This is a genomic window from Veillonella sp. T34266-5, from assembly GCF_002959815.1.
Taxonomy (GTDB): domain Bacteria; phylum Bacillota; class Negativicutes; order Veillonellales; family Veillonellaceae; genus Veillonella; species Veillonella atypica.
Genome location: NZ_PPCZ01000003.1, coordinates 25918 through 42420, shown reverse-complemented (window position 1 = coordinate 42420; position 16503 = coordinate 25918). Strand labels below are relative to the sequence as shown.

Here is a 16503-nt window from a genome sequence, read left to right as displayed (position 1 = left end):
ATGATAGAATTATAAATTGCAAAAGTAGCATTTTCTACTTTTCCATGTAGAAGCTATAACTTACGTATTAAGGGTTTTCTTCCAAGGTTGTGCTTGGATAATGAACAGAGCAAGGTTATTTTTTAAATAAAAAAAGGCCTTGCTTATTTGGCGTTATTAAAGCAGGAAAACTGAGACCTGTAAGATGTCTTTTCTATGCCGTTATAGAAATATGGTGGACCAGTGTATTTGAAGGAGGGAAAGCACATATGTTCAAACCTGAACAGGTAGGCAAACGGACTCGTTATACATATGCAAAAATTAACGAAGTTATTAAGATGCCGCATTTGTTGGACATTCAGCGTAAATCGTACGAATGGTTCTTGGAGAGCGGTTTACAAAATATTTTCAACGATATTTCTCCGATTAAAGACAATTCAGGTAATTTAGTACTTTCTTTTGAAGGTTTTAGCTTAGGTGAGCCTAAGTATGATATTAATGAGTGCAAAAATCGTGATGCTACATACGCAGCACCACTTCGTGTAAATATCCGTTTAGTTAATAATGATCCTGAAAATATGGACATTAAAGAACAAGAAGTATTTATGGGTGATTTCCCATTGATGACGGATACAGGTACTTTCATTATCAATGGTGCAGAACGTGTTATCGTATCTCAACTAGTACGTTCCCCTGGCGTTTACTATGGTAAAGAAATCGATACCATGGGTAACCGTTTGTATGAATCTACAGTTATCCCAAATCGCGGTGCTTGGATTGAATTAGAAACAGATGCTAGCGAAGTTGTAGCCGTTCGTATCGACCGTAACCGTAAATTACCAGCTACTGTGCTTGTTCGTGCATTAGGTTGGGATACTAATGAAAGTATTCTTGATCTTTTCTGGAACGGTCAAACAGATGAAGATGGTTTACCAGTATATGATGAACGCATTGTTCGTACATTAGAAAAAGATACAACTCAATCTGCTGATGAAGCATTGGTAGAAATCTATAAAAAATTACGTCCAGGTGAACCTCCTACTGTAGAATCTGCTCGTAATTTATTCGATAATTTATTCTTCGATGCTCGCCGTTATGATTTAGCGCGCGTAGGTCGTTATAAATTAAATAAAAAATTAGGATGGCGTCAACGTATGTTGGGTCAAACATTGGCACAACCAATTGTTGATACTGAAACAGGTGAAGTCATCCTTGATGCAGGCGTACAAGTTGGGGAAGAACAACTTGATATCGTTGCTAAGAGTGGTGTATTTAGCGGCGAAGGTTTTGCTGAATTCTATATCACTAATCCAGATGGTGTAGTATCCAAAATCATTTGCAACAACTGCAATTTAGAATTTAACCATCGTACAGTTACAAGAGAAGATATGATTGCTAATATCTCTTACCTCTTGAACTTGATGGATGGTGCCGGTCATACAGATGATATCGACCATTTGGGTAACCGTCGTCTTCGTTGCGTAGGTGAATTGTTACAAAATCAATTCCGTATTGGCTTGACTCGTATGGAACGTGTTGTACGGGAACGCATGACAATTCAAGAAATTGAATCCATTACGCCTCAAGCGTTGATTAATATTCGTCCTGTTGTAGCAGCGATTAAAGAATTCTTTGGTTCCTCTCAGTTGTCTCAATTTATGGACCAAACAAACCCATTAGCAGAATTGACACATAAACGTCGTTTATCTGCCCTTGGACCTGGCGGCTTATCTCGTGAACGTGCAGGTTTCGAAGTTCGTGACGTGCACCACTCTCACTATGGCCGTATGTGTCCTATTGAAACACCAGAAGGTCCTAACATCGGTTTGATTAACTCCTTATCTAACTATGCGAAGGTTAATGAATTCGGTTTCATCGAGGCTCCATACCGTAAGGTTGAAAAAATTTACGGCGAAGGTGCTGACGCGGATAAGGTTGTAAAAGTACGCGTATCTGAAAGCGTTACTTATATGACTGCCGATGAAGAAGAAGGCATGACAATTGCCCAAGCGAACTCCCCTCTTGATGCAGACGGTTGTTTTGCTAATGACCATGTAGCATGTCGTCGTGGTCATGACGTATTAGAAGTAACACCTGATAAGGTTGATTACATGGACGTTAGTCCAAAAGAAGTTGTATCCATCGGTACAGCTATGATTCCATTCCTTGAAAACGATGATGCGAACCGTGCCTTGATGGGTGCGAACATGCAACGTCAAGCGGTGCCTTTGCTCCGTGCTCAAGCACCTTTAGTTGGTACAGGTATGGAATATACAGCGGCTACTGACTCTGGCGTTTGCGTATTGGCACGCGAAGCTGGTAAAGTCGTACGTTGCTGGGGTAATGAAATCCACGTTCTTCGCGATAGCGATGGTCGTGTTGATACATACCGTTTGAATAAATTCCTTCGTTCTAACCAATCCACATGCTTTAACCAAAAACCAATCGTTAATCGTGGTGACCATGTTGTAAAAGGCCAAGTATTGGCTGATGGTCCTGCTACTGATGGTGGTGAATTGGCTCTTGGCTTTAATGTTCTTGTAGCGTTCATGCCTTGGGAAGGTTATAACTACGAAGATGCTATCTTGCTTAGTGAAGAACTTTGCAAAGAAGATATCTATACATCCATTCATATTGAAGAATACGAATGTGATGCGCGCGACACTAAACTAGGTGCTGAAGAAATCACTCGTGAATTGCCTAATACTGGTGATGATACACTTAAAAATCTAGATGAAGATGGTATCATCTGCATCGGTGCAGAAGTACACCCTGGCGATATTCTCGTTGGTAAAGCTACACCAAAAGGTGAAACTGAATTAACACCAGAAGAACGTTTGTTACGTGCTATCTTTGGTGATAAAGAACGCGAAGTTCGCGATACATCTCTCCGTGTGCCTCATGGCGAATGTGGTAAGGTTGTCGACGTAAAAGTGTTCACTCGTGAAAATGGCGATGAGTTACAACCAGGTGTAAACAAACTTGTTCGCGTTTACATCGCTCAAAAACGTAAAATCCACGAAGGCGATAAAATGGCCGGCCGTCATGGTAACAAAGGTGTCGTTTCTCGCGTTATGAGAAAAGAAGATATGCCATTCCTTCCAGATGGTACTCCAGTACAAATTGTATTGAACCCATTGGGCGTACCTTCTCGTATGAACATTGGTCAGGTTCTTGAAACTCACTTAGGTTGGGCTGTTCAAGGCTTGGGCATGAAAATTAAGGCTACAGATCTTCATATTCAAAATGTATTAAAAGAAGCGCGTACTGATGAATCCTATTGGGAACAAATCGATGCAATTCGCAAATTATATGCTGAAATTGAAGAGTTAGAAGCTAAAGCGAAAGAAGATGTAACAGTAGCTCATTTTGATATTGATGAAAAAATCATCGATTTGAAATCTCAAATCTTAGGTCACGTAGAAGAAGCAGCTCAAAAGAAATTGACTGCACTTGGTGGCGAAGCTCGTTACAATGAATTAAAAGCGTTAGAATCTAAATACAATGCACTTCACATGGAATATTTCGGCACTGAAGAAGAAGCGCCTGAAATGGATCCAGCTCTTGTTGAAGAATTAGAACGCATCAACAAGGTACGTGCTACATTGAACCATATCGAAGAAGCTCGTGCTAAACGCGTTGAAATTCGCAAAGATTTGGAAAAATTAGGCTATGACTATGATACCTATGGTATGCCAAAACCGGATGTAGCTGGTATTCATATCGCTACACCTGTATTTGATGGTGCCCATGAAAAAGATGTATTCGAAACATTGGATATCGCTGGTCGCCCAGATGATGGTAAAACTGTATTGTACGATGGCCGTACCGGTGAACCTATGGATAACCGTGTAACGGTTGGTTACGTATACATGTTGAAACTTCACCATTTGGTTGATGATAAAATCCATGCGCGCTCTACAGGTCCGTACTCCCTTGTTACACAACAACCATTGGGTGGTAAAGCTCAATTTGGTGGCCAACGTTTCGGGGAAATGGAAGTTTGGGCCCTTGAAGCATATGGCGCAGCCTATACTCTTCAAGAACTATTAACTGTTAAGTCTGACGACGTTGTTGGTCGTGTTAAAGCATACGAAAAAATCGTTAAAGGCGAAAATATTCCTGAACCAGGTGTGCCTGAGTCCTTCAAAGTATTGCTCAAAGAACTTCAAAGTATCGGCCTTGATGTAAAAATCTTGAACGAAGATCAAGAAGAAGTTGTTATGAAAGAACTTGATGACGAAGATGAAGTGGTAGAAACTGGTATTGAAGATGTTATGGACGGCGATGCTGTTGAAACAGATGAAGTAACAGTTGTAGACCCAGAAGCAGAGGAAGAAGTATCTAATGGTGGCGATGATGATATTCTTAGCCAATTAGCATATCCAATTAGTGAATCCTCCGCAGATGAAGACTGATACTGAATATTAGGAAGGGAGCGATAGTAGTGCTAGACGTAAATGAATTTGATTCCATGCGAATCGGTTTAGCTTCTCCAGAGCAAATTTTAGAATGGTCTCATGGGGAAGTTAAAAAACCAGAAACAATTAACTACCGTACGTTAAAGCCAGAACGTGATGGTCTATTTTGCGAACGCATTTTTGGACCAACAAAGGACTGGGAATGTCACTGCGGTAAATATAAACGCATCCGCCATAAAGGCGTTGTCTGCGATAAATGTGGCGTAGAAGTAACACGTGCTAAAGTACGTCGTGAACGTATGGGCCATATCCAATTGGCTACACCTGTATCCCATATTTGGTACTTCAAGGGTATCCCATCTCGTATGGGCCTTATCCTTGATGTATCTCCACGTTCCTTGGAACGCGTATTGTATTTTGCTTCCTATATCGTAGTTGATCCTGCAGGTAGTCCATTGGCAAAACGCCAATTGTTATCTGAACAAGAATACCGTGAATACGAAGCTCAATTCAATGAAGAAGGATATACTATCGGTGGTAAATCCGTAGTTATCGAAACTGTGGCACAACGTAATGAACGTTTGGCTATCGTTCGTGAAGCACAACGTAAAGAACGTTATAATGCAGCACTTCGTGAAGATGCTACAATTCCAGAAGCTGATAAAGAATATGAAGAATTAACTCGTGAAGAACGTTACGAATTAGGTGCTACAGAAGAAATCTTATTCGTATGTATCGATATGGGTGCAGAAGCGGTAAAAGCATTATTATCTGAACTTGATTTAGAACAATTAAATGCTGAATTGCGCGAAGAGTTGAACACTGCAAGTGGTCAACGTAAAATCCGTGCCGTTCGCCGTCTTGAAGTAGTAGAAGCATTCCGTCAATCTGGCAACCGTCCAGAATGGATGATTATGGATGTCGTTCCTGTTATCCCACCTGAATTGCGCCCTATGGTTCAATTAGATGGTGGTCGCTTTGCTACATCTGACCTTAATGATTTGTATCGTCGTGTTATCAATCGTAACAACCGTTTGAAACGTTTGTTAGATTTAGGTGCTCCTGATATCATCGTGCGCAATGAAAAACGCATGTTGCAAGAAGCGGTTGATGCATTGATCGATAATGGTCGACGTGGCCGTCCTGTTACAGGTCCTGGCAACCGCCCATTAAAATCCTTGTCCGATATGCTTAAAGGTAAACAAGGTCGTTTCCGTCAAAACTTGCTCGGTAAACGTGTTGACTACTCCGGTCGTTCCGTTATCGTAGTAGGTCCAGAACTTAAAATGCATCAATGTGGTTTGCCTAAAGAAATGGCATTGGAATTGTTCAAGCCATTCGTTATGAAACGCTTGGTAGAACGTGGACAAGCATCCAATATTAAGGCTGCTAAGCGCCAAGTAGAACGCGTAGGTCCTGGTGTATGGGAATCCTTGGAAGAGGTTATCAAAGAACACCCAGTTCTCTTGAACCGTGCCCCTACATTGCATAGACTTGGTATTCAAGCTTTCGAACCAATCCTTTGGGAAGGCCGTGCTATCAAATTGCATCCATTAGTATGTACAGCCTTCAACGCCGACTTTGATGGTGACCAAATGGCTTGTCACTTACCATTGTCCGTAGAAGCTCAATCCGAAGCTCGTACATTGATGCTATCCGTTCATAATATCTTATCAACAAAAGATGGTAAGCCAGTTGCCGTTCCATCTCAAGATATGATTTTGGGTACTTATTACCTAACAGTTGTACGCGAAGATACTCGTGATAAAGCAAAAACATTTGCTACATATGACGAAGTAATGCTTGCTTACGATTCTCATGTTATCGGGTTGCAAGATATTTTATACATTCGCTTGCCTGAACACGGTCGCGTAGAAACTACAGCTGGTCGTTTGATCTTTAACAACGCTTTGTTCCCAGAATTATGGCAATATGAACAAAAAGAAGACGGTACTTACACATTGGGTAAGGTTATGGATAAGAAGACGGTTGGTAAACTTGTAGATCAATGTTTCCAATTATTCGGCAATGAAAAAACTGCTGAACTCTTAGACAGAATTAAATCCCTTGGTTACTCCTTTGCACGTCGTGCAGGTATGACAGTAGCTATTGCGGATATTAAAGTACCAGAAGAAAAATTCGATTTACTTGATACTGCAGAACAAGAAGTAGAAAAAGTATCTCGTCTATATCGCCGTGGTCTTATTACAGAAGAAGAACGTTATCGTAAAACAATCCAATTGTGGACAAAAGCAACAGAAGATGTTACTGATGCCATGATGGATAATATGGCGCGCGATAAAGATGGCTTCAACCCTGTATATATGATGGCTATCTCCGGTGCCCGTGGTAACAAACAACAAATTCGTCAGCTTGCTGGTATGCGTGGTTTGATGGCTGACCCATCTGGTCGTATCATCGACTTGCCAATCAAGGCAAACTTTAAAGAAGGTTTGACTGTATTGGATTACTTTACGTCCTCTCATGGTGCTCGTAAAGGTTTGGCCGATACAGCACTTCGTACTGCTGACTCTGGTTATTTGACTCGTCGTCTTGTTGACGTATCTCAAGACGTTATCGTTCGTGAGGACGATTGTGACGTTGTAGGTATCGATCTCGTTCGTGAACGCGCTCGTTTGGCTACATCTCCACGTCAAGCTCTTGAAATGTTGAAAGACAAATTGATTGGCCGCGTTCTCGATAAAGATGTAGTAAATGCTGAAACAGGTGAATTGGCTGTTCCTGCAGAAACTATTCTTGATGAACAAAGCTTAGCAGATATCGCAGATGCTGGTGTAACAGCTATCTCCTTGCGCGGTGCACATTTAGGCTCTGATAGTGATATTAACCATACTAATTTGGTACAAAAGATTCTTCTTGGTGAAAGCGACGATAGTATCCGTGCGACATTAAAAGAAACTATGGTTCAAAATATGTTGAACAAGGATACTGTGAATGCTATCGTGGACAGCAATGGCGTAGAAATCTACCCTGCTGATACACGCCTTACAGAAGAAGGTATCGAAGCAATTCTAAACTCTGATGTAAAAGAGGTACAAGTACGCAATAATGAAATCAACGGTATTGAAGTAGAAGCTATCGTTGAAGGTACGGGTATTATTGAACCATTGAAAGACCGTATCGTAGGTCGTATTGCAGCTGAAGAATTAATCAATAAGGAAACTGGTGAAGTTATCGTTCCATTGAATGGTGAAATTACTGAAGAACTTGCTGATGAAGTTGTAAAACATTACGATGTTGTTAAAATCCGTTCCGTATTGACTTGTCGCAGTCCTTATGGCGTATGTCGTAAGTGCTATGGTCGTGACCTTGGTACAGGTGACCAAGTTCAAGTCGGTGAAGCAGTTGGTATCATTGCGGCTCAATCCATCGGTGAACCTGGTACACAATTGACAATGCGTACATTCCATACAGGCGGTGTCGCAGGTGACGATATCACACAAGGTTTGCCTCGTGTTGAAGAATTGTTCGAAGCTCGCAAACCAAAACGTAATGCAATCATTGCTGAAAATGAAGGTGTAGTACGTGTTGTACCTAACGAAGGTAAAAAAGGTACTAATACTATCTTTATTACCGGTGAAGATGGTGTTGAACTCGATTACCTCATCCCTTATGGTTCACGCATTATCGTTAAAGACGGTGATGTTGTATCTTTGGGCGCACGTTTGACAGAAGGTTCCATTAATCCTCATGACATCATGCGTGTAATGGGCACACAAGCAACACAACGTTACCTCGTATACGAAGTACAAAAAGTATATAAATCTCAAGGTGTAGAAATCAACGATAAACACATTGAAGTTATTGTTCGTCAAATGCTTCATAAGGTTAAAATCGAAACTGCTGGCGATGCAGATATGCTTCCTGGCGACATGATTGATATCAACACATTTGATGAAGAAAATCGTCGTTTAACATTGAATGGCCGTGAAAATGCTACTGGTAAACGTACATTGTTGGGTATTACTAAAGCTGCATTGGCTACAGATTCCTTCTTGTCTGCTGCATCATTCCAAGAAACTACACGTGTTCTTACAGATGCTGCTATTAAGGGCAAAATCGATCCATTATTGGGTCTTAAGGAAAATGTTATCATCGGTAAATTGATTCCTGCCGGTACTGGTATGAGCCGTTACCGTAAAATTGAAGTAGTTAAAAAGGCTCCTGAAATTTTGGAATTAACTGATGACGGTGAAATCATAGAAGAATAAGGTTTTATAGCTTATAGCTATGATTAGAAAATAAAAGAGATATTCCTAGATTGGTATATAATTTAGGAATATCTCTTTTTTTATTATATCAATTTTGCATAACAAGACTGCGCTAATAGAATTGAATATGTATAAAGTGCATAAAAATAAGTGAAATTATCTGTATTTGTATAAAAAAACGAGAATACTTCATGTAATTCTTATAAATGATACACACGGATAGGTGTACATATTAAATACAGTGAAATAGCGGTTTTGAGTGTTAGAAAACCTTTGACATGCGTTTGAGTAATTGATATACTTACATAGTGCTTAGAGGGCAAGTGCGCCCTGAGCATAGTTTCGTAAGGAGAAGATGTAACCATGGACATTGCCCATTTGGCATCGGCGAACAAGACAATAGGTGCTAAGCAAACGATTAAATCAATTGCAAAAGGCTCTGTTAAGTTTGTGTTTCTCGGCTGCGATAGCGATAGCTACGTAGTAGATCCTGTACGGATGGCTTGCGTGGAACATAATATACCGTTCGACGATAAGCATACGATGGATGACCTTGGTCGTGCGTGCCGCATTAAGGTGCGGGCCACAGCGGTAGGCATCCTACGTTAATCTCGGTAATATCCGATGTAACAATTTGTTATGACGGATCAATTATAAATCTCAAATTTGGAAAGGAGGTGCCCAAATGCCAACAATTAATCAGCTAGTACGCAAAGGTCGCATGAGCTTGACTAAAAAATCTACAGCTCCAGCGCTTCAAGAATCTCCACAAAAACGTGGTGTATGTACTCGTGTGTACACAGCTACTCCAAAGAAACCAAACTCCGCGCTTCGTAAAGTTGCCCGTGTACGTTTGACAAACGCTATTGAAGTAACTGCTTACATTCCAGGCATTGGTCACAATTTACAAGAACACAGTGTTGTACTTATCAGAGGCGGTCGTGTAAAAGACCTTCCAGGTGTGCGTTATCACATCGTTCGTGGTGCATTGGATACAGCTGGCGTACAAAATCGTATGCAAAGTCGTTCCAAATACGGCGCGAAAAAAGCTAAAAAATAATTTTAGCCATTAAACGAATTTAACACACATCATTATAAAGGAGGAATTGAACATGCCAAGAAAAGGCCCTGTTCCGAAACGTGATGTACTTCCAGATCCGGTGTACAACAGCAAATTAGTAACACGTTTCATTAACAAAGTTATGTACGATGGCAAAAAAGGCATTGCTGAAACTATCGTATATGATGCATTTGAAATTATTCGTTCCAAAATGGGTCAAGACCCAATGGAAGTTTTTGATCAAGCATTGAAAAATGTTATGCCTGTACTTGAAGTACGTGCTCGCCGTATCGGTGGTGCGAACTACCAAGTGCCAGTTGAAGTTCGTGCTGATCGCCGTCAAACCCTCGGTATTCGTTGGGTTGTAAACTACGCTCGTCTTCGTGGTGAACGCACTATGAAAGAACGCTTAGCAGGCGAATTGATGGACGCTTTCAACAATGCAGGCGCTGCAATCAAGAAAAAAGAAGATACTCATAAAATGGCAGAAGCTAATAAAGCATTTGCTCATTATCGTTGGTAATAAGAGGTGACAACTGTGGCAAGAGAGTTTTCCCTAGCAAAAACTCGTAATATCGGTATCATGGCTCACATCGATGCTGGTAAAACAACAACTACAGAACGTATCCTCTACTATACAGGTATTGTTCACAAAATCGGCGAAGTACATGAAGGTGCTGCTACGATGGACTGGATGGCGCAAGAACAAGAACGTGGTATCACAATCACTTCTGCGGCGACAACATGTCACTGGAAAGATCATCGTATCAATATCATCGATACTCCTGGTCACGTTGACTTTACTGTAGAAGTAGAACGTTCTCTACGTGTACTTGATGGCTCCGTAGCGGTGTTCAGTGCTAAAGGTGGCGTTGAACCTCAATCCGAAACAGTATGGCGTCAAGCATCTAACTACGGCGTACCTCGTATCGCTTATGTAAATAAGATGGATACAGTGGGTGCTGACTTCTTCAACGTAGTTGATATGATGAAATCCCGTTTGGGTGCAAATTCCGTGGCTATCCAAGTGCCAATCGGCGCTGAAGATACTTTCGAAGGCATCATCGATTTGATGACTATGAAAGCGGAAATTTACAAATCCGATGACGGTAAAGAATATGAAATCACTGATATCCCAGCAGAATATCAAGAAGTAGCTGAAGCTCGTCGCGAAATGATGATTGATGCTATCGCTGAAACTGATGATGATATCATGATGAAATATTTGGAAGGTGAAGAAATCTCCATCGAAGAATTGAAAACAGCATTGCGTAAAGCAGTTATTGCTAACCAATTGTTCCCAGTTCTTTGTGGTTCTTCCTACAAAAACAAAGGTGTACAAATGTTGTTGGATGCTGTTGTAGATTACATGCCAGCTCCTATCGACATTCCAGCTATTAAAGGTGTAGTTCCTGGTACCGAAGAAGAAACAACTCGTCCTTCTTCCGATGAAGAGCCATTCTCCGCATTGGCATTCAAAATCATGGCTGACCCTTATGTTGGTAAATTAGCGTTCTTCCGTGTGTACTCTGGTACATTGGAATCCGGTTCCTACGTTTTCAACTCCACAAAAGGTAAGAAAGAACGTATTGGTCGTATCCTTCAAATGCACGCTAACACTCGTAAAGAAATCGACATGGTTTACGCTGGCGACATTGCTGCAGCTGTAGGCTTGAAAGATACTACTACTGGTGATACTCTTTGTGATGAAAAGAATCCTGTAATTCTTGAATCCATGGAGTTCCCTGAACCAGTTATCTCCGTTGCTGTTGAACCTAAAACAAAAGCTGACCAAGAAAAAATGGGTACAGCTCTTGCGCGTTTGGCAGAAGAAGATCCTACTTTCAAAGTTCGTACTGATGAAGAAACAGGTCAAACTATTATCTCCGGTATGGGCGAACTTCACTTGGATATCATCGTTGACCGTATGAACCGTGAATTCAAAGTAGAATGTAACGTAGGTAAACCTCAAGTAGCTTATCGCGAAACTATCCGTAAAGCTGTTAAAGCTGAAGGTAAATTCGTTCGTCAATCTGGTGGTCGTGGTCAATATGGTCACTGCTGGTTGGAATTAATTCCTCAAGAACCAGGTGCTGGCTTCGAATTTGAAAATAAGGTCGTAGGTGGTGCAATTCCTCGTGAATACATCGGACCTGTTGAAAATGGTGTTAAAGAAGCTATGGAATCCGGTGTTATCGCTGGTTATCCAATGGTTGACATCAAAGTTATCGTATTTGACGGCTCCTACCATGACGTTGACTCCAACGAAATGGCCTTCAAAATCGCTGGTTCCATGGGCTTTAAAGAAGGTGCTCGCAAAGCAGACCCTGCATTGCTTGAACCATATATGTCCGTAGAAGTAGACGTTCCTGAAGAATACATGGGCGACGTTATCGGTGACTTGAACTCCCGTCGTGGTCGCATGGACGGCATGGAAGCTCGTAATGGTAACCAACATATCAAAGCATATGTTCCATTGAGCGAAATGTTCGGTTACGCAACTGACCTTCGTTCTAAAACTCAAGGTCGCGGTAACTACTCTATGACATTCGATCATTACGAAGAAGTTCCTAAGAAAATTGCTGAAGAAATTCAAGCAAAGAAAAACGGTTAATCTTACATTAGATTAATAGAATTACTATTTTCCTCGGAGGATAATTTAAAATGGCTAAAGAAAAATTTGAACGTACGAAACCGCATGTTAATATCGGTACAATCGGTCACGTTGACCATGGTAAAACTACTTTGACTGCTGCAATTACAAAAGTATTGGCTGAAAAAGGCCAAGCTGAATTCCAAGATTACAGCAACATCGATAAAGCTCCAGAAGAACGTGAACGTGGTATCACAATCAACACTGCACACGTTGAGTATGAAACTGCTAACCGTCACTATGCACACGTTGACTGCCCAGGCCATGCTGACTATGTTAAAAACATGATCACTGGTGCGGCTCAAATGGACGGCGCTATCTTGGTATGTTCCGCAGCTGACGGCCCTATGCCTCAAACTCGCGAACACATCTTGTTGGCTCGCCAAGTTGGTGTTCCTGCAATCGTAGTATTCTTGAACAAAGCTGACATGGTTGACGACGAAGAATTGATCGAATTGGTTGAAATGGAAGTTCGTGAACTTCTTTCTTCCTACGAATTCCCTGGCGACGAAGTACCTATCGTTGTAGGTTCCGCTTTGAAAGCTTTGGAAGGCGATGCTAAATACGTAGCTAAAATCGACGAATTGATGGACGCTGTAGACTCCTACATCCCAACTCCAGTTCGTGATACTGACAAACCTTTCTTGATGCCTGTGGAAGACGTATTCACAATCACTGGTCGTGGTACAGTAGCAACTGGCCGTGTTGAACGTGGTCAAGTAAACGTAGGCGACACAGTAGAAGTTGTAGGCTTGAAAGAAAAAGCTGAACAATACGTTGTAACTGGTCTTGAAATGTTCCGCAAAACTTTGGATTCTGCAGTAGCAGGCGATAACGTAGGTGCATTGCTTCGTGGTGTTGACCGTAAAGACATCGAACGTGGTCAAGTATTGGCTAAACCAGGTTCCATCAAACCACACACAAAATTCAAAGCAGAAGTTTACGTATTGACTAAAGAAGAAGGTGGCCGTCATACTCCATTCTTCTCCAACTACCGTCCACAATTCTACTTCCGTACAACAGACGTAACAGGTGTTGTAAACCTTCCTGAAGGTGTAGAAATGTGTATGCCTGGCGATAACGTAACAATGAACATCGAATTGATTACTCCAATCGCTATCGAAGAAGGTCTTCGCTTCGCGATCCGCGAAGGTGGCCATACAGTAGGCGCTGGCGTTGTAACTGAAATCGAAGGTTAATTTAACCTTTTATGCTCATCGTAGTGATACGTTGGGCACAATATCCACGACATGTAAGAGCGGCATGTTCTGCCGCTCTCGTGTTGTGTTTTCAAACTATGAAGTAGAAGGTTGCCTCTGCGGAGGAGAATTTCTATGGAGCAGTTCATTCACGAAATGGACGACAGGAGGAATTATTAATAATGGCTAAACAGCAAAAAATCCGTATTCGCCTTAAGGCATACGACCACAAAGCTCTCGATCAAAGCGCTGCTAAGATCGTAGACACTGCAAAAAGAAATGGCGCTATGGTATCTGGTCCGATTCCATTGCCAACAGAAAAGAATATCTTCACGATTCTTCGTTCCGTACACGTTAACAAAGATTCTCGTGAACAATTCGAAATGCGTACACATAAACGCTTGATCGATATTCTTGAACCAAATTCGAAAACAGTAGATGCTATCACTCGTTTAGATTTACCAGCTGGTGTATCTATTGAAATAAAACTATAAGGAGGTGCGATAATGTCTAAAGCTATTTTGGGTAAAAAATTAGGAATGACACAAGTCTTCACAGCTGAAGGCCAATTAGTTCCTGTAACAGTAGTGGAAACTACCCCAAGCGTTGTAGTGCGCGTTAAGACTGTTGAAACAGACGGTTATGAAGCAGTACAAATTGGTTACGGTTCCATTAAAGAAAAACATTTAACAAAACCTGTAAAAGGTCAGTTCGACAAAGCTGGCGTAGCTCCAGTTAAATATCTTCGCGAAGTTCGCGTTGACAATGCAGCTGACTACACAGTAGGCCAAACTCTGGCAGCTGATATCTTCGCAGAAGGTGAATTGGTGGACGTAGTAGGTACAGGTAAAGGTAAGGGTTTTGCTGGCACAATTAAACGCCATAATTTCTCTCGTGGTCCTGAAACTCATGGCTCCAAATCTCACCGTGAACCTGGTTCCATCGGTCCTATGATCTCCGGTGGCGGCGGTAAGGTATACAAAGGTAAAAAACTCCCTGGACAAATGGGTGGTTACAGAGTTACCGTACAACGCTTATCCGTTGTGAAAGTTGATGCTGAACGTAACCTTTTATTGGTTAAAGGTGGTATCCCAGGCGCTAAAGGTAGCTTGGTTATGGTTCGCAACACGGTTAAACCTGTTAAATAATCATTTGTCGAAAGGAGGATTATGTAATGCCTACAGTAGCAACATATAATCAATCCGGCGTTAAAGTCGGTGAAATACAGTTAAACGATGCAGTATTCGGCGTTGAAGTAAACGAAGCCGTTATGCATCAAGCCGTAGTTCGTCAATTGTCTAACGAACGTCTCGGCACACATGCAACAAAAACTAGAGGTATGGTTCGTGGCGGCGGCCGCAAACCTTGGAAACAAAAAGGTACTGGTCGTGCACGTTCCGGTTCCAGCCGTTCCCCAATCTGGATTGGTGGCGGTACTACATTTGGTCCACAACCTCGCAGCTATTACAAAGCTATGCCTCGTAAGGCTAGACGTTTGGCAGTTAAATCTGCTCTTAGCGATAAGGTAAATAATAGCGAATTATACGTTTTGGAAGAAATCACATTAGCAGCTCCTAAAACAAAAGAAGTATTGAATATTATCAATAGCTTCAATGTTGGCGATGCAAAAGTATTGTTCATCACTGAAGGTGATGTAAATGTTGAACGTTCCGCTCGCAACATCCAAGGTGTTAAAGCATTGGCTTGCGAAGGTATGAACATTTTCGATCTTCTTCATTACGATAAGCTCTTCATTACTAAAGGCGCTGTCGCAAAAATTGAGGAGGTACTTGGATAATGCAATTACATGATGTACTAATCCGTCCGGTTATTACCGAAAAATCCACAAAGCTTATGGAAGAAAACAAATACACGTTCCGCGTGCCTTTGACTGCAAATAAAGTGCAAATCCGTCAAGCTGTTGAAAAAATCTTCAATGTAAAAGTAGAAAAAGTAGCTACTATTCGCGTATTAGGCAAAACTAAACGCATGGGTCGTACACAAGGTAAACGTAGCGATTACAAAAAAGCTATCGTAACTTTAAAAGCTGGCGAATCCATTACATTATTTGAAGGTGTCTAAGAGTCTAGTTGTAAGGAGGCCCACTAATGGCAATTAAATCATTTAAACCGTACTCCGCTGGTCGCCGGTTTATGACAGTATCCGCCTTCGACGAAATCACAGCAAGCAAACCAGAAAAATCTTTGTTGGCTAAGATTTCCCAAAAAGGTGGTCGTAATAATACTGGTAAAATGACAGTTCGTCACCAAGGTGGCGGTCATAAACGTCAATACCGTATCATTGACTTCAAACGTACTAAAGATAATATCCCAGCTAAAGTAGCAACAATCGAGTATGATCCTAACCGTTCTTCTCGTATCGCTTTACTTAACTACGCTGATGGTGAAAAACGTTATATTTTAGCTCCTAACGGCTTAAAAGTTGGTGACGTTGTATTCTCCGGTCCTGAATCCGATATTAAACCTGGTAACTGCTTACCATTGGCTAATATCCCAGACGGTACTCAAATCCACAACATCGAATTAAAAATCGGTAAAGGCGGTCAAATTGTTCGTTCCGCTGGTACATCCGCTCAATTGATGGGTAAAGATAATGGCTATGCTATTCTTCGTTTACCATCTGGCGAAATGCGCCGCGTACGTCAAGAATGCCGTGCAACTATTGGTGTTGTAGGCAACGCTGAACACAGCAACCTAGTAATTGGTAAAGCTGGTCGTCATCGTTGGATGGGCGTTCGTCCTGGTAACCGTGGTGTTGTAATGAACCCTTGTGACCATCCACATGGTGGTGGTGAAGGTAAATCTCCTGTTGGTCGTAAACATCCTGTTACACCTTGGGGCAAACCAGCACATGGTGTTAAAACTCGCGACAAGAAAAAAGCTTCTAACAGCTTAATCATTAAACGTCGTACAAAATAGGATAAAGGAAAGGAGATAAA

Annotated in this window: 12 protein-coding genes; all 12 read left to right on the top strand. The window is 41.5% G+C overall.

Features of this window, described 5'->3' with window-relative positions; all coding sequences use genetic code 11:
• Positions 1 to 248: 248 nt before the first annotated feature.
• The 12 genes from rpoB (at position 249) to rplB (ending at position 16483) form a co-directional block, all read left to right on the top strand.
• Positions 249 to 4397: a DNA-directed RNA polymerase subunit beta gene (rpoB, locus tag VIHSUH07_RS01075; protein WP_105083571.1), complete on the top strand. Its 4149-nt coding sequence runs from the start codon at positions 249 to 251 to the stop codon at positions 4395 to 4397.
• A 29-nt stretch (positions 4398 to 4426) separates the two neighbouring features.
• Positions 4427 to 8632, top strand: a complete 4206-nt coding sequence (gene rpoC / locus VIHSUH07_RS01070; protein WP_105083570.1) for a DNA-directed RNA polymerase subunit beta' — start codon at positions 4427 to 4429, stop codon at positions 8630 to 8632.
• 363 nt (positions 8633 to 8995) lie between these two features.
• On the top strand, positions 8996 to 9241 hold the full coding sequence (locus tag VIHSUH07_RS01065) for a ribosomal L7Ae/L30e/S12e/Gadd45 family protein (RefSeq protein ID WP_005377124.1): 246 nt from the start codon (positions 8996 to 8998) through the stop codon (positions 9239 to 9241).
• A 76-nt stretch (positions 9242 to 9317) separates the two neighbouring features.
• The gene (gene rpsL, locus VIHSUH07_RS01060; protein ID WP_004693554.1) at positions 9318 to 9692 is read left to right on the top strand and encodes a 30S ribosomal protein S12; all 375 of its coding nucleotides are present in this window, start codon (positions 9318 to 9320) and stop codon (positions 9690 to 9692) included.
• A gap of 52 nt (positions 9693 to 9744) precedes the next feature.
• Positions 9745 to 10215, top strand: a complete 471-nt coding sequence (gene rpsG, locus VIHSUH07_RS01055) for a 30S ribosomal protein S7 (RefSeq protein ID WP_004693556.1) — start codon at positions 9745 to 9747, stop codon at positions 10213 to 10215.
• A 15-nt stretch (positions 10216 to 10230) separates the two neighbouring features.
• Positions 10231 to 12306: an elongation factor G gene (gene fusA, locus VIHSUH07_RS01050; RefSeq protein WP_105083569.1), complete on the top strand. Its 2076-nt coding sequence runs from the start codon at positions 10231 to 10233 to the stop codon at positions 12304 to 12306.
• A 50-nt stretch (positions 12307 to 12356) separates the two neighbouring features.
• Positions 12357 to 13544 (top strand): elongation factor Tu, encoded by a 1188-nt coding sequence (tuf, locus tag VIHSUH07_RS01045; protein WP_105083568.1) that lies wholly within the window; start codon positions 12357 to 12359, stop codon positions 13542 to 13544.
• Positions 13545 to 13726: 182 nt separating this feature from the next.
• Positions 13727 to 14038 (top strand): 30S ribosomal protein S10, encoded by a 312-nt coding sequence (gene rpsJ, locus VIHSUH07_RS01040; RefSeq protein WP_004695100.1) that lies wholly within the window; start codon positions 13727 to 13729, stop codon positions 14036 to 14038.
• Positions 14039 to 14050: 12 nt separating this feature from the next.
• Positions 14051 to 14692 carry a 50S ribosomal protein L3 gene (gene rplC, locus VIHSUH07_RS01035; protein ID WP_059364064.1) on the top strand — a complete coding sequence of 214 codons (642 nt, stop codon included), beginning with the start codon at positions 14051 to 14053 and terminating at the stop codon, positions 14690 to 14692.
• Between the two features lie 26 nt (positions 14693 to 14718).
• Positions 14719 to 15342: a 50S ribosomal protein L4 gene (gene rplD / locus VIHSUH07_RS01030; RefSeq protein ID WP_005377066.1), complete on the top strand. Its 624-nt coding sequence runs from the start codon at positions 14719 to 14721 to the stop codon at positions 15340 to 15342.
• Entirely contained in the window at positions 15342 to 15626 is a 285-nt protein-coding gene (gene rplW, locus VIHSUH07_RS01025) for a 50S ribosomal protein L23 (RefSeq protein WP_005376990.1), read from the top strand. Before rplD ends, rplW begins: the two co-directional genes overlap by 1 nt.
• 26 nt (positions 15627 to 15652) lie before the next feature.
• Positions 15653 to 16483 carry a 50S ribosomal protein L2 gene (rplB, locus tag VIHSUH07_RS01020; protein WP_105083567.1) on the top strand — a complete coding sequence of 277 codons (831 nt, stop codon included), beginning with the start codon at positions 15653 to 15655 and terminating at the stop codon, positions 16481 to 16483.
• The last annotated feature ends 20 nt before the right edge of the window (positions 16484 to 16503 follow it).

What these genes read in the sequence shown, in the direction of transcription:
- rpoB (WP_105083571.1), top strand. Translation starts at nt 249, where the DNA reads ATGTTCAAACCTGAACAGGTAGGCAAACGGACTCGTTATACATATGCA.
- VIHSUH07_RS01065 (WP_005377124.1), top strand. Translation starts at nt 8,996, where the DNA reads ATGGACATTGCCCATTTGGCATCGGCGAACAAGACAATAGGTGCTAAG.
- rpsL (WP_004693554.1), top strand. Translation starts at nt 9,318, where the DNA reads ATGCCAACAATTAATCAGCTAGTACGCAAAGGTCGCATGAGCTTGACT.
- rpsG (WP_004693556.1), top strand. Translation starts at nt 9,745, where the DNA reads ATGCCAAGAAAAGGCCCTGTTCCGAAACGTGATGTACTTCCAGATCCG.
- tuf (WP_105083568.1), top strand. Translation starts at nt 12,357, where the DNA reads ATGGCTAAAGAAAAATTTGAACGTACGAAACCGCATGTTAATATCGGT.
- rpsJ (WP_004695100.1), top strand. Translation starts at nt 13,727, where the DNA reads ATGGCTAAACAGCAAAAAATCCGTATTCGCCTTAAGGCATACGACCAC.
- rplC (WP_059364064.1), top strand. Translation starts at nt 14,051, where the DNA reads ATGTCTAAAGCTATTTTGGGTAAAAAATTAGGAATGACACAAGTCTTC.
- rplD (WP_005377066.1), top strand. Translation starts at nt 14,719, where the DNA reads ATGCCTACAGTAGCAACATATAATCAATCCGGCGTTAAAGTCGGTGAA.
- rplW (WP_005376990.1), top strand. Translation starts at nt 15,342, where the DNA reads ATGCAATTACATGATGTACTAATCCGTCCGGTTATTACCGAAAAATCC.
- rplB (WP_105083567.1), top strand. Translation starts at nt 15,653, where the DNA reads ATGGCAATTAAATCATTTAAACCGTACTCCGCTGGTCGCCGGTTTATG.